General features: G+C 44.7%; 13 protein-coding genes and 1 tRNA gene. 5 read left to right on the plus strand and 9 right to left on the minus strand.

All coding sequences use genetic code 11. From position 1 onward, the window contains the following. Positions 1-14: 14 nt before the first annotated feature. From JGK22_RS27680 to JGK22_RS27700, 5 genes are all read right to left on the minus strand, one after another. Entirely contained in the window at positions 15-647 is a 633-nt protein-coding gene (locus JGK22_RS27680; RefSeq protein ID WP_293175264.1) for a pre-peptidase C-terminal domain-containing protein, read from the minus strand. A gap of 151 nt (positions 648-798) precedes the next feature. Then, positions 799-2,247, minus strand: coding sequence for a trypsin-like peptidase domain-containing protein (locus tag JGK22_RS27685; protein ID WP_293175266.1), 1,449 nt, complete (start codon positions 2,245-2,247; stop codon positions 799-801). A gap of 198 nt (positions 2,248-2,445) precedes the next feature. Further along, complete coding sequence (locus tag JGK22_RS27690; protein WP_293175268.1) at positions 2,446-3,585, minus strand: redoxin domain-containing protein; 1,140 nt, start codon at positions 3,583-3,585, stop codon at positions 2,446-2,448. A 551-nt stretch (positions 3,586-4,136) separates the two neighbouring features. Then, positions 4,137-4,949: a Ycf66 family protein gene (locus JGK22_RS27695; RefSeq protein ID WP_293229551.1), complete on the minus strand. Its 813-nt coding sequence runs from the start codon at positions 4,947-4,949 to the stop codon at positions 4,137-4,139. Positions 4,950-5,244: 295 nt separating this feature from the next. After that, positions 5,245-5,364, minus strand: coding sequence for a photosystem II reaction center X protein (locus tag JGK22_RS27700; RefSeq protein ID WP_293175272.1), 120 nt, complete (start codon positions 5,362-5,364; stop codon positions 5,245-5,247). 77 nt (positions 5,365-5,441) lie between these two features. Here JGK22_RS27700 and JGK22_RS27705 point away from each other — a divergent pair, with 77 nt between their 5' ends. Then, a complete protein-coding gene (locus tag JGK22_RS27705; RefSeq protein WP_293175274.1) occupies positions 5,442-5,612 on the plus strand; it encodes a hypothetical protein in 171 nt (56 codons plus the stop codon). 34 nt (positions 5,613-5,646) lie between these two features. Continuing rightward, on the plus strand, positions 5,647-5,931 hold the full coding sequence (locus JGK22_RS27710) for a YggT family protein (RefSeq protein WP_293175276.1): 285 nt from the start codon (positions 5,647-5,649) through the stop codon (positions 5,929-5,931). 190 nt (positions 5,932-6,121) lie between these two features. Here the strand turns inward: JGK22_RS27710 and accC are convergent, their stop codons facing one another. Beyond that, on the minus strand, positions 6,122-7,477 hold the full coding sequence (accC, locus tag JGK22_RS27715; protein WP_293314212.1) for an acetyl-CoA carboxylase biotin carboxylase subunit: 1,356 nt from the start codon (positions 7,475-7,477) through the stop codon (positions 6,122-6,124). 229 nt (positions 7,478-7,706) lie between these two features. Between accC and JGK22_RS27720 the strand changes: the two genes are divergently transcribed. From JGK22_RS27720 to mazF, 3 genes are all read left to right on the plus strand, one after another. After that, positions 7,707-7,790, plus strand: a tRNA-Leu gene (locus JGK22_RS27720). 230 nt (positions 7,791-8,020) lie between these two features. After that, positions 8,021-8,263, plus strand: a complete 243-nt coding sequence (locus JGK22_RS27725) for an AbrB/MazE/SpoVT family DNA-binding domain-containing protein (protein WP_293148968.1) — start codon at positions 8,021-8,023, stop codon at positions 8,261-8,263. After that, positions 8,260-8,604: an endoribonuclease MazF gene (gene mazF / locus JGK22_RS27730; RefSeq protein WP_293175280.1), complete on the plus strand. Its 345-nt coding sequence runs from the start codon at positions 8,260-8,262 to the stop codon at positions 8,602-8,604. The genes JGK22_RS27725 and mazF overlap by 4 nt, the downstream gene beginning before the upstream one ends. Positions 8,605-8,798: 194 nt before the next feature. On the opposite strand, the gene JGK22_RS27735 is transcribed toward mazF, so the two are convergent. The 3 genes from JGK22_RS27735 to JGK22_RS27745 are packed head-to-tail and all read right to left on the minus strand — an operon-like array spanning position 8,799 to position 13,934. Continuing rightward, positions 8,799-10,286 (minus strand): hypothetical protein, encoded by a 1,488-nt coding sequence (locus tag JGK22_RS27735; RefSeq protein ID WP_293229546.1) that lies wholly within the window; start codon positions 10,284-10,286, stop codon positions 8,799-8,801. After that, complete coding sequence (locus tag JGK22_RS27740; protein WP_293208164.1) at positions 10,283-10,633, minus strand: hypothetical protein; 351 nt, start codon at positions 10,631-10,633, stop codon at positions 10,283-10,285. The genes JGK22_RS27735 and JGK22_RS27740 overlap by 4 nt, the downstream gene beginning before the upstream one ends. After that, positions 10,626-13,934 carry a CHAT domain-containing protein gene (locus JGK22_RS27745; protein WP_293208166.1) on the minus strand — a complete coding sequence of 1,103 codons (3,309 nt, stop codon included), beginning with the start codon at positions 13,932-13,934 and terminating at the stop codon, positions 10,626-10,628. The genes JGK22_RS27740 and JGK22_RS27745 overlap by 8 nt, the downstream gene beginning before the upstream one ends. Positions 13,935-14,319 lie beyond the last annotated feature (385 nt).

Genomic DNA, 14,319 nt, shown 5'->3' on the forward strand with positions numbered 1-14,319 from the left:
GGATTTAGAGCCAATTAATTTCCAGTCACTTCACGGATAATCAAACTGTACTTACCTTTACCTTTTGGAGGTGGATCGTAAGCATTGACAACTACGCGGTAGCGGCCGCTCGCAGACAAGGTAAGAGTTAGCTCAGAATTGGAATTTTGCTGCGTGACATCATCATTTTCTCCCAGTAGCTCGCCCTGGGAGTTGAGAACAGCCAGATAAGTATCAAACTCGCTACTTTCTACATTGACAACCACTTTCTGACCCTGAGTGCCTTCAAAGGTGTACTCATCGTACAAACTGCTGTCCGAGGGCAGTACCGAAGACTTAGAAGTTGTGAGTTCTCCCTTTTGCTCTAAAATGATTTTTGACGATCGCCCATCAGGACTTGGCGAAGGTTGTACAGTTGGGGTCTGAGTTGGCGAGGCCTTTGGAGTTGGCAGCCCAGAAGGCGACGGGCTGGGGCTTGCTTGAGCTAAAACAGCCTTGCCCGCTTGACTCGCATTATGTGAATTTTGAGGAAATTCTGCTGAAACGATCGGGGAACTGCTGTTAGTAACTTCACCTGGATTTGACACTGGTACCGAGAGAGTCGGTTTCCCAGAAAAAATAGCTAGTAGAGCAATTGGCGCGATCGCCCAAAATCTAATTTGACCCATGAATTACCTCGATAGTCAGTTGACAGTTGACAGTTGACAGTTGACAGTTGACAGTTGGCAGTTGTCAATAGTCAGTTGTTAGTTGTTAGTTATGAGAATGAAGAACGTTTTAACTGCCAATCACTAATCACCAATTACCAATTACCAACTTTTAGCGGATAGTTAGATTGTAACGACCCCGACCCGAAGCATCATAAGCATTGACAATCACGCGGTAGCGACCCGTAGCTGGCAAAGTAACGCTCAGAAACGCATTTTTGCTCGAATCGCTCGCATCGTCATTTTCTGCCACTAATTTGCCGTTAGGGTCAAAGATAGCCACATAGGGATCGAAATCTGTACTTTCCAGGGAAATGCTGACAGACTGACCCGATCGACCTTCAAAAGTATACTCGCGATACAGACTGTTATCAGAAGGCAATACCGGGCCACCTGCGACTAAAGCGCCTTCTTCTTGCAAAATCGCCCGAGAAGGTGCGCTAGGAGCACTCGCTTTGAGTTCTAACGTATAAGCCCCCAACTGCCTAGCTTCGTTGGAATTTGCCAGCAACGTGTAAGTGCCATCTGCTGGCAGCCTGACTGTAATTCTGGCGTTTTTACTGCCTGCTCCGTCATTGTCTTGCGCGATTTCGCGCTCGTTGGGGCCGAGCAAAATTAAATAAGGGTCAATCTCTTGACTTTTCATTTCTATTGTGATTTGCTGTCCCGCTTTTCCCTCAAAGGAGTAGAGGTCAAAAAAGCTGTTGTCTGCGGGCAGAATGCTAGACTTGTCGGTAAGTTTGCCTGTGACGGCGGGCCCGTTTAACGCAACTTTTTGAGGTGATTTGCTGCCAAATGGCGATCGCCTTTGAGCAACGCGGGGAGCTCGCCCTTCTCGCACCGCACTCAAGAAAGCTGGCACTTTGTCTATGACAATTGCAAAACCGATACCGATATTGCCTCCGCCCTGGCCGCGAGTAAAAATAGAAGTATTGACGCCAATTAATTCTCCAGAACTATTAAGCAGCGGGCCGCCGGAATTACCGGGATTGATGGCCGCGTCAGTTTGAATTAAGCCACGGGCTGCGTCGATGCGGCTGACGATTCCGACTGTAAAAGTACCTTGAAATCGACCGAAAGGATTGCCGATCGCAAATGCTTGTTGTCCGACTTTCACCGAACCGGCACGGGCTAAAGGAATTGTCGGCAAATTGGTTTGACCGCGAATCTTCACCACGGCTAAGTCTAAACCTTCTTCGCCGAATCCAACGACATCGGCGACCAGTTTTCTGCCGTCTGACAAAATTATATTTACGGTACCGCCGGCAGAAACAACGTGGGCGTTGGTTAACACCATGCCGTCGGGGCTGATAATTGTGCCGCTACCGTTAGATTTAGCTGTATCGACGGTAACAACCGCCGGACTGGCTTTTTCGTATACCCGAATATTCGTTTGTTCTTCGGCATTTTGGGCGATCGCGCCTGGGAAACGCACAGAGTTAAATTCCGCTAAATTTGCCTCCTGCTGTCGGGGGGGCACCTTAACAACCGCAGCAGCCCTGGCTGCAACCCCAACTATGAAAATTCCTGATACCGCTAAACTTAGAAGTTTGAAATTCATGAGCGTGAATTAGTATTTTTTAACGATCGGCAGCTAGTAGTTAGGTGTTCGGGTCAACTGCTAACTATGGCCTGTAATTATTTTAGGACTTGGAGAGGGCTATTGATAAATTTAAGCTTGAGATTGCTTTAAGATTTAGCCTGCTGCTGAGTTTTTGGTAAATCGATCGACTTATAGGGCCAGAGTTTGGTTGCAAAACTAAGATAAGCCAGCAGTTTCGGCAATTCTCGAATCTTCTGGCGAGCGATCGACAATATACTTAAAATTAGCGTCCCGCACCAAAGCATCCTCATCGCCGTAGAAAAAAGACAGCAAAGCAAAACGCTCACCGCTAATCATCGCCGTCGCTTCGTGCAGCAAAGAACACGAAAAAATAATCGCCGTGCCAGAATCTCCTTTATAACCGTGCGGCGCGTACTCCGGAAACCGCAAAAATCCCCCCGTGTACTCCCCCACATTCAAGTTCAAAGTCATCGCAAACCTGCGGTGCACCGTACCTTTGCTCGTATTGTCGCGGTGTGGATGAAAATAACCGCCACTTTGGGCATCGTAACAAGCTATTAAATACCGTTCAAACCGAGTAATTTTAAACTGGAAAGCTTTTTGTACTTCCGGTACCACCCTACGCAGAATAATCGCACTCAATTTTCGCTGCAAATTCGGGTTTTCAATAAATAAATCTCGACGTTTCTTGAAATTATCATCGTGAATGCCAACAGTTTTCCCGTCTATTTGCCTCATAAAACCTGAGGGAGTGCCGCCGTCAGCTTTGTATATATCGATCAAACTGCGGCAACATTCTCTGTCCAAAACGTTAGGAATTACCAACACCGGGGCGTGGCGAGTCGCTGGTCGGGCTTCCTCAATTGGGGGCAAAGTTTTGATAAAATCCAATACTTGCTGGGCGTGTTGGTGCGGTTCGCCCATCGGTAAAATGTTAATTATCTGAAGGTTTTCGTTGAGAATAAAAGTTTGGGGTGCATAGTGAACTCCCCCAACTCCATTTTGTTCTACATCTTGGCAAACACCGTACTGCTGGCTGATTTTTTTGTCGAAGTCCCAGAAAAAGATGAATGACGGAGCCATTAGTGTGACTCTGTTTTGTTCTTTGTCTGCTGCATCAACGCTCACTCCCAACAGCGGTACTTGCAAAGTCTTGAATTCTTCTGAAAGCTCTTGAAAGCTTTTGAGGATAACTTGGATTTGTTCAAAAGCTGCGCTAGCAAAGAAAAACAGCACGACTCGCCGGCCGCCAACCGTCGAGAAATGAAATAAGGGGTTATTGCTGGAAGCAATCGAAAACCAAGGCGCCGGATCTCCTATTTCCAGTAAGGGCATATTGCTAATTTTAGATTTTAGATTTTAGATTTTAGACTATTGTACTTTGAGTTAGTTCCAGAGGTTGTATTTTATGCGATCGAAGGGGTTTGTAGTGAGGACTTTAGTCCGCAAAAATCAGAACAGGTTTGTAGTGAGGACTTTAGTCCGCATAAAGAAGGACTAAAGTCCTCACTACGAACCTGATAAGGATTATTTTATAGGAATACTATTAAATATATTTAAATAGTTTTTTTTGGGAATTTTATGGTTATTTTACTTGACCAAGAATTTCTTGATGGTACCCGCCACGTGATTTATCCATGGAATCAATCCCAAATCGAAAATCGAAAATCCTCAAGCCCTCGAATTTATCCGTGGGGTCGCCTCTAAAATCTAAAATCTAAAATCTAAAATCGATTGATTGATTGAGCTGTCTTTAAAATTTTATTTTATAGTTATTTAAACATTCTAAGATATGAGAATAAGTAGATGGGCATCAATAAACGCAACTTAATTTTTGTCTTGCTCGCGGGAGAAAGGTTTAGTTTGACCCACCTACTTATCTTTGCCTATTTGTCGAAATTGGGGGAACTATCCGGTTGGTCTTCCGGGTATTCTACGGGGCGATACTCCACGTAGTCCGATGGCGGTGCTTCCACCTCGCGGTTGCTGGGGCGAGACCTCGATGCTTCCGCTGGCCGAGGTTTTTTGGTTCTCGGCGGCGCGTCAGAACTGCGGTTTTCCGAAGTTGGGGGGCGGTTGCGGCTGCTGCGGGCCGGTCTTTCTTCGGGGTTGTCTGAAACGTCCCAGTTGTCAGAGCCTTGGGCGGGCGGGGCTTCTGGGCGCGCCGGACGTTTGCGTGAGGGAGGGCGATCGATCGACTCCCGAGATGTGTTCGCACTACCGTTGCGATTCGACGAGGGACGGCGGCGGGGCTCATCGTCGTAGGTTTCCCGCGAGGAACGACTTTCTTGACTACCTCTAATCCGGGGACGTTGCGGGTAGTCTTCCTCTGGTTCTATCTGGTCGAAGTCGTTATCGTAGCCGTCGTAAGCGTAGGCGTTGCTGACTGGTCGCTCTTCATCTACGTATTGCGATCGACTTTTAGCTTGGGCTGTGGTCGCTCCCCGCAATTTGATGCTTTCGGCTGCAAAAAATATGGCGGAACCTGCAAGCAGAAATTGACCGAATGCCAGAATTGGGTCAAGCCGCCATCCTTGAAATAACAGAATACCGCCACAGAGCAAGCCCACGGCTGCAAAAAAAATATCGTGGTCTCGGGCTAGTTTGGGACGCCACGATCGCAGAAAGTACAGTCCTGCCCCTGCTACTGCTAGGATGATCCCTAACAGGCTGCTCAAGTTCAATCCTAAATTGACCATTAGCCTATCTCCTATGTCTTTCCTATGTTAGCGAGTTAGATTTTACTTCTATCATTAAGTCTGTCAGTCTGTTATTCCGACTGTGGTTTCACAGGGCAGCCTCCGATCGGGCTTTCAGAAGAGGTTCGCGCACCTTATAGTAATGAGTTTAACGGGAAAAAACCTCAGCTTGGCCGTCAACTGAAGGTTTTGCCTTCACAGTTGCTGGTAGCCGAGGTTTTGGAAGCGGGGAAATGCCCGATCGTGCGATCCCAAAATTGACTCGCGCGCCGGACGCTTGAAACCCGCAGACTTTTTAGGTGCGCTTGATTTTGTCTTTTTGGCTGATAAAGATCAGGGCGATCGTTGCTGGAATGACTACCAGCGAAATGCCCACAAGCAGGCTGTACAAAAAGTTAGCGAGTGAAGGAGTCATAAATTCAAAGCCTTTGTTACAACAATTTGATTTTTATTAATTTTATCAGCAGTCAGTTCTCAGGGAGAAGTTCGGCAATGGATTTTGCAAGGGATGTGGTGCTACCAGCAATATTTTTACCCTGGAAAACTCTCAGTCTCGCACCCTCAAACCCTCTAACTCTTTCCATCCGAAGGTATAAGGCCGGAAAAATTTTGTCGATCGTGTTCGATCGCACCTGTGAAACGGTTAAAATTATGAAAGGCTGACGTAACAAAACTTAAGATTTTCGAGATAAGACCCATGACTGGTATTACCGTTGCAAGTTGGATTCTGGGCTCTGTCCTAGTGGTGATGACTTTGCTGTTTATTTTTCGGATCGTCCTGACTTGGTATCCCGGCGTGAACCTGAGCAGGTTGCCGTTGAGTCTGATTGCTTGGCCGACGGAACCTTTTTTAGTCCTAACCAGAAAAATTGTAGCGCCGATCGGCGGAGTGGACATTACACCGATTATTTGGGTGGGCATCTGTAGCTTGCTCCGGGAAATGATGCTCGGCCAGCAAGGAATTTTGACGATGATGATGTAGGAATGGGGAATGGGGCATGGGGAATGGGGAATGGGGCATGGGGAATGGGGCATTGGGCATTGGGCATTGGGCATGGATCAACAGTTAACAGTTAACAGTTAACAGTCAACAGTCAACAGTCAACAGTCAACAGTTAACAGTCAACAGTCAACAGTCAACAGTTAACAGTTAACAGTTAACAGTCAACTGCCTACTGACTATTTTGATTCATGAACTGTTCGACGAAATTCGTGTAAACTTCGCCGCTGAGAAATTCGGGGCTATCGAGGATTTTTTGGTGGAAACTGAGGGTGGTGGGGACGCCGGTAATCGCGCATTCCCGCAATGCCCGTTTCATGCGCCGGATGGCTGAAGGTCGATCGCGCCCCCAGACAATCAATTTACCAATTAAAGAATCGTAGTAAGCAGGTATTTCGTAATCGGTGTAAACGTGAGAGTCCATCCGCACGCCAGGGCCGCCAGGAGGCAAAAAGCCGGTGATTCTGCCGGGATGGGGTCGGAAGTTGCGATCGGGGTCTTCAGCGTTGATCCGACACTCGATCGCGTGGCCGCTGAGAATTACTTGGTTTTGCTTAATTTGCAGTTTTTCTCCTTGGGCGATCCGAATTTGTTCGGCGATCAAGTCGAGCCCTGTAATCATCTCCGTGACGGTATGTTCGACCTGAATCCGGGTGTTCATTTCCATGAAGTAGAACTTGCCCGATTTGTCAAGCAAAAATTCAACAGTTCCAGCACCCGTGTAGTTAATGGATTTAGCCGCAGCAATCGCAGCGTGACCCATTTGATCTCGCAGTTTCTGGCTGAGGGCGGGGCTGGGCGCTTCTTCCAGGAGTTTCTGGTGTCGGCGCTGAATCGAACAATCTCTTTCGCCGAGGTGGATGACATTACCGTAGTTGTCGGCGAGGATTTGAATTTCGATGTGGCGCGGTTTTTCGATGAATTTTTCGAGGTAGACTCCGGGATTGCCGAAGGCTGCATCGGCTTCGCCTTGGGCTGCTGAGAAGAGTTTGGGGAGTTCCGATGCTTCTCTGACTAGCCTCATACCGCGGCCTCCACCGCCGGCGGTAGCTTTGATCATCACAGGATAGCCGATCTCGCGGGCTATTGCTAGAGCTTCGCGATCGTCCGCCAGCAATCCGACACTACCGGGAACTGTGGGGACTTTCACCCGCTGCATAGTTTCTTTGGCGGTGGATTTGTCTCCCATCGCCCGCATCGCAGCCGGACTTGGGCCGATGAAAGTAATTTGATGATCCGCGCAGATTTCGGCAAATCGGGCATTCTCGGCGAGGAAGCCATAGCCCGGGTGAATCGCTGCGGCGTTGCGCGTCAGGGCGGCCGAGATGATGTTGGGGATGTTTAAATAGCTTTTGCTGCTGGTGGGGGGGCCGATGCAAACGGCTTCGTCTGCCAACTGAACGTGTAGGGCGTGTTTATCTACAGTGGAATGAACGGCGACTGTGGCAATCCCCATTTCCTCGCAGGTGCGTAGTATGCGGAGGGCGATTTCCCCCCGATTAGCGATTAAAATTTTCGAGAACCCCATCTTCGCTGCTTAATTCACTCAATATTCTGTACAATAATCCCTTTCGGTATCTTCTGGATAATGGTTTCCCATAAATTCTTAATAAAAATTTATTTTACAATTTGGTGGTAGTTGTGCTATGGTTTTAAATCGGTGGTCTCAAAGGGCTAGTCACAAGTTAAATTTCAGGAACCTCAACCTGTGAATCTTTAACTCGTAACGCAAAAAATCCCAGAGATTGTCGGAAAAAGCGGATGTGGCGGAATTGGTATACGCGCACGCTTGAGGTGCGTGTGGCATTATGTCCTTGCGAGTTCGAGTCTCGCCATCCGCATTGAATATATGAAACAACTGTTGATGGCTTTGACTGTTGGCGGTTGTTTTGTTTTTGATGGGTGGGTAGTCAGAAACCGGGTTTTTGCGAGAATATTTGGTTACAGGCGAAGATTCGGGAAAAAACCCGGTTTCTTGGATTTTAGTTGCTATACTGTAGACACTCTGTATATACATCCTCAAAAAAGGGTGAAGTCCTCAGAATAATATCACTAGCTAGAGGATTGGGCTATGGTTGGGACGATCGCAAAGTGGGGAAACAGTCTTGCTGTTAGGATTCCACAGCATTTAGCTAAAGAGATTAACTTAGTGGAAGGTTCCCAAGTGCAGCTTGTCTTGATAGATGGTAGGCTGACGATCGAGCCGATAACTCGTCGGCGGTATTCGCTTGAGGAGTTGATTGAGGCCATTACCCCAGAAAATCTTCATACTGAGATTGACAGTGGAGTTGCTGTGGGGAATGAAGTTTGGTGACACAATCAAATCCCTACATTCCGAGTCGAGGCGATATTGTTTATTTAGACTTTGACCCCACTAAAGGACACGAACAAAAAGGACTTAGACCTGCTTTTGTGCTGTCGCCTCGTGCTTATAATCAGAAAAGTTCTTTAGCTTTATTTATGCCTATTACCAAGCAACAAAAAGGGTATCCTTTTGAAGTTGCTTTACCAATTGGATTAAAAGTTCAGGGAGTTATTCTTGCAGATCAAATCAAGTGTCTAGACTGGAAAGTTCGCGGTGTTCGATTTGTTGAATCTGTATCTGAAGATGTGATTGAGGAGGTACAGACCAAAATTGAGCCGTTGTTATTCTAAAAGTGGTGGCGAGAAACCGGGTTTTTGTGACAGACTTGGTGACAACTCCTAGATTTCGGGAAAAACCCGGTTTCTTAGATTTTGGATTGTGGGTGGGTGGCGAGAAACCGGGTTTTTGCGACAGACTTGGCGACAACTCCCAGCTTTCGGAAAAAACCCGGTTTCTGTGGTTTTGATGCGCCCACAAATATCAATTAAGAGGGAGGTAGACTTTCGCGACTAGATGAAATTGCCTCCACAGGTGATGATTTACTCTGGAGGTGGCGTTTAGTGAAAAACCAAGCCAACCATCCCAAGCCACCACCGCACAAACAACTCACCACAACCGCAATAACGAAGGGATGAGGCGGTAACACAGGATGTTGAGGAGAGGGAAAATCCCAAGGTTTTTCGATTAAGGGGTAGCCGGCGGCTAGGATTCCCGCAAAGCCGACTCCGACACCGATACCGGTACCGACTGCTTGAATCGTATTTTCTAATTCTCGATCGCGATTCTTCTCATTTATCTCCTTATCCTGTAAAGTTTGTTGTAATTGGCGATCGGACTTAGCTTGTTCAATTTCCACCAAACCCCGCAATGTACTGATAAATTCGCTAATTAAGTCTTTACCCGGTTGGATATAGCTAATATGGGTTTCTATCTGATCTAGGTAGCGCTTACAGGTAATTTCTTCAAACTTTAGCCAACTGGAAATATCGCCCGGTTGCGCTATTTTGTCTAAGTAGTTTCGATGGTTAATTTTATTGACTTTAATTGCGGTATAGTCTGCTTGCAAATTTCGGAGTTGCCGTTGATATTGCAGAGATATTTCTGGGATTGATTCAAGCAGTTTTTGCAGTTCCTCTAATGGCTTATTTTGCTTAAATTCTTTAATCTTTGCTTCTATGTTACTATAAGCTTCTCTGGCTCTAATATAACTTTCTCGCCCTTCTTGGTAGACATATTCAATTTTGTGGCGAGTCCAGAGTGACCCAAATAAAGCATCATAAACTGCGGGAATATCTGGAGATATTGCTTGATTATCGATCCAAACTAGAATCCGATAGAGTTTATTAAGTTGATTTCCTTGGCTAATTTCATATTCAAATAAGGGAACTTTGAGTAATTTGTCTTCATTGACTAATCTAGCTGTAAATTTAGTATTTTTCAGTAAACTTGCAACTAATTCATTAGCGATGCCTTGACATTCTGCATCACCTACTTCTGTTTCTCCATAAAGCCAGATGGTTTCACCGAGAGTGTTTTCTGAATAGTCTAAAAAGAGGCTGCTAGGTTCAAATAAATGAAGTTCTTCTAGTGTGATATCTTGGTCAGGATTTTCGAGAAATAAACTTAGATCGAAAGCATAGGTATCATTCAATAAAAACGGTTGTAAGTTCCCGCTAATCGCTAATCCATTGTGGCTGATAGTAGCAAAGTCGATCTGTTTTTGCTCTTCTGTTAGCCATTCGTTGATTAAATTTAAAGCTTTTGTCTGATGTTTGAAAATCTGTGATTGTTCATCTAATTCATAACAAACTAACTTTGCTTTCAAATCTTTTAGTTCAGTGAAAGGTAGTTTTTCACTGATTTTAATCAGATTTTCCCAAATCAAATCAGCTTGAGGTGAAACTCGATCGAGAGATTCACCTAAAGTCTGATTGAGATGGAAAAAACAAACACTGATACTAAAATTTTTCATGGAGAAGACGGTGTATCTGGCTTTGGTTCAGGAGGTTTTTCTTTAGCTATAATAGCATTCTCTATGCTTTCTTTCGTAATTTCACTTTGTTCTCCCGGCTTAGTCGATGATTTCCCTTTTCTGCCTAACTTCTCTATATTTAATTGATAATATTCATATTTTCCTCGTATCTTGTTTTTATCATTTCGTGGTAGTTCCTCTATCCATTTTTCAATGAGTTTGATATTATCTTCATCGTTACCTGTCCATTGCTCTTTAAGAGAAACTAGGGCATCTTTCAGATTGACAAATAAATCTAATTCAATTAGTTTCTGGAAGATTTCTAATTTTGTGATGCTATTACTCATATTTTTGCTCTCCTTTGCCAGCCGCACAGAACCCGGCCCAGTGATAGGGATTTTGATATATTTTATCATTGGTTCCCAGATTTTCCAATTCTATGTCCATATTACGTTGTAATATTCCTCGACATTCTTTGTTTAGGAGGTGACATTGCTCTATCCAGTCGAGGAAGCCTTGGATGTCGGTGTCTCGCATCCAGATTTGGGCTTGGTTTAATGACAGGGCGAATTTACCGGGTTGCTGGGAGAGGTTTTCGTAGGTTTTGATCATTAAAATTGCTGTGGAAAAGGCGTTTACTGACCACAGGGTGACGTATAAACTGGGACTACCTGCCAATAGGAAACCGCTGGTGAAGCTGATGTATTCGTCGGTGTCGTCGGGTTGAACTTGTCCGGTTTCGCAGGCGGAAAGGGTGACTAGGCTGCATTCGCTGAGGTTGAAATAGCGGATGATTTCTTCTAGGGTGAGAGTGCCGTCTGCTAGTTCTAAACCAGATTGTAGCGGATCGTTGGGGTTGAAGGAACCGTGACAGGAAAAGAACAGATGGTGGCTGTCGGCGACTCTTTCGGCTATTTCTAGTTTTGACTCTGATAGTTCGCCTTTTTTGGCATTTCCTTTAGCTAAAATTTCTGAGTTGAGGAAGATATTTTTGATGGTTTCTACTTCTATGTCGGCAGCTAACAAGTTATCTGTGGGGTTTTGGATGGCGAATAATTTATCGAATTTACTACGTTTGTATTTTTGGACTTGGTGTAATAGTTGACAACTGGGGGCGTAGGAAACTCCACCGGGAAAGGCATCTATCAAACATTTGGCGGTGTTGTTGGTGAGTGGGAGGGCGTGGAGAGGGAACAGGTGGAGGTGACGATGGGGAATCAGGATTAGTTTGTCGCAGGTTTTGGGAATGGCATTAACTATTTGATCAATATGCAGAATTTGGGCTAGTTTTTTGAGCTTATCACTTAAAGGTATCTCCCATTTTTCATCGCGGAGTTGCTTGAATTGTTCAATTTGTTCTTTTTCAGGTAAATGTCGATCGATATCTGCTGGATAATAATCTCCTAAATATTCCCTAGTCCAATCAATTAATTTATCTACATCAGACTCAGAAAATCGTAAAACTTGTGGTTGTGGGTTATGCTTAGTGATGATGAAAGCACAAAAACTATTACTCAAAATATACCATTCGACAATTGCTGTTTTTTTATCGGCTAACTGCTGAATTTCACCAAAATTGAGAGGTGTATAAGGATATTTTGCAGCCAAATCTTGGCGTAGTTGGTTGATGATGTCATAGTTTTTTTCTTCAGCTTGTTTTAACCGTTCATTTTCCTCAGCAATTCTCCGCGATAGCAACTCGATTAAGTTTTGCCCCTTAGAACGATCGGCATATTCCACAGCTTCGGTGTAGCGTTTCAGTTGGATGCAAACTTCTACCATACCCAGATAGAGTCTATTCCATTTTTCGGCTGATTTCTGTTTGCTTTCATCCCCAGATTGAATCTCACCCCGTAATAATTCTACTGTTTCAATTGCTAGGGCATAAGTATCGTAAGCGAGTTGCCATTGCTGGTTGCTTCGGTAAAGAGTACCTAAATTAGATAAAGTTTCTGTATAACCTTGCGGGAAAGCCTCACGAGTTCTGATAGTTAAAGCATTTCCATAACACTTTGTCGCCTGTTCGATATTCTCAGCTTTCTCTCCCCTGATTCTGTCACTGTAGGCTATTGCCAGATTATTTTGCGTCATTGCCCATTTTTCTGGAAAGGCATTGCGGGTGTAGATGGTTAATGCAGCAGTGCATGATGCGATCGCCAGTTCGATATTCTCAGCTTTCTCTCCCCTGATTCTGTTTCTGTAGGCTATTGCCAGATTATTTTGCGTCATCGCCCAATCTTCGGGAAAGGCATCGCGGGTGCGGATGGTTAATGCAGCAGTGTAAGATGCGATCGCCCGTTCCACATTATCCGCCCGCGAACCCTTGATTCTGTCTAAGTAGGCAGTAGCTAGGTTATTTTGAGTCATTGCCCATTTTTCACGGAAATCCTCAAGGGTATAAACTGTTAAAGCAGCGTCAAAAAAGCTGATCGCCTGTTCCAGATTTTGGGCCTGATCGCCTTTGATTCTTTCAATATAAGTACCAGCTAAGTTATTTTGAGTCTCTGCCCATTCTTCAGGGAAATCCTTAAGAGTACGAACTGTTAAAGCAGCGTTATAAAAGCTGATCGCCCATTCCAAATTTTCTGCCTGATCGCCGTTAAGTCTGTCACCGTAGGCATTGGCTAGGTTATTTTGAGTCATTGCCCAATCTTTAGGGAAATCCTTTAGGGTGCGAACTTTTAAAGCCTCGTTATAAAAGTTGATCGCTAGTTCCAGATTTTGGGCCCGCGAACCCTTGATTCTATCACTGTAGGTATTGGCTAAGTTATTTTGAGTCAATGCCCATTCTTCAGCGAAATCCTTTAGGGTATAAACTGTTAAAGCTGCGTTAAAAAAGTCGATCGCCAGTTCCAGATTTTTCACCCGATCACCGTTGATTCTGTTTTTGTAGGCAGTGGCTAGGTTGACTTGAGTCATTGCCCATTCTTCAGCGAAATTCTGAAGAGTGAAAACTGTTAAAGCTGTGTTAAAAAAGCAGATCGCCTGTTCCAGATTATCCGCGCGCGAACCGTTAATTCTGTATAAGTAGGCATTGGCTAGGTTGACTTGAGTCCTTGCCCAATCTTTGCTCCCCGGTTCCCGATAACTTAAAACTATTTGATAACCAGTAATGGCAATTTCAATATTGTTCGTTCTGTTTGCACGGGGAAATTGAAAAATACGAACACTTAAATTTTCAAAGATTCCGATAATTAAGCTAATTTCTTTTGTATTTTTGCTGATGACAATTAACTTCTTGACCACTTCCTGTAAAATCTCGCCAAAACGGGCATTGAGGAGATGTTGTCGTTGACCGAGGATGGAGTGAATTACTTTAATATCGCTACCGCTAGCTGCTGCTGCTTGCAATAATTCTAAGATAAACTTTACATATTCTTGGGAATTTTCACCTTCAGAGTCATCGCCATCTCCCTCATCCTTCCCATCCAAGAATTGGCCTAGCTGACTGGCCAGATTTCGTAGAAAACTAGCTGCATTTTCTTGTCCTTGTTGTGTCAAGTTTTCGGCTACTGACTCGCAAGCTTGGAGAAATCCGCGATCCAATAATTCTAAGTTAGCTTGTAATATCTGGGGTTCGTCTCCGCTGGGGCAAGTCAGGAGAGTCTGAATTAGTTGTTGGTAGGCTCGATCGCGGGTTTCGTCCATTGTGGGGAGTTATCAATAACACCGATGATTATTTTAGCATGATTGTACGATATTTTGTAGGGGCGGGTTCACCAACAATATATAACAATTATCAACAATCTGGATAAACCCGCCCTGTCACCACCGACAACCTACATCAACCTGAAATTTGGTTGGGTTGGGGCGGGTTTATCCAGATTGTTTATTTCAGGCAATTATTGTTGGTGAACCCGCCCCTACGAAACCATATTTTGTAGGGGCGGGTTCACCAACAATATATAACAATTATCAACAATCTGGATAAACCCAGGGCGAACGCATCTAAACTTTAGATTAGCAGAATATGGTATATTGGAGAATAATCGTTGAGTAACTACAAATTATTTAATTAGGGTTTACCTGTATG

The organism is Microcoleus sp. PH2017_08_TRC_O_A (assembly GCF_020738665.1).
Classification (GTDB): domain Bacteria; phylum Cyanobacteriota; class Cyanobacteriia; order Cyanobacteriales; family Microcoleaceae; genus Microcoleus.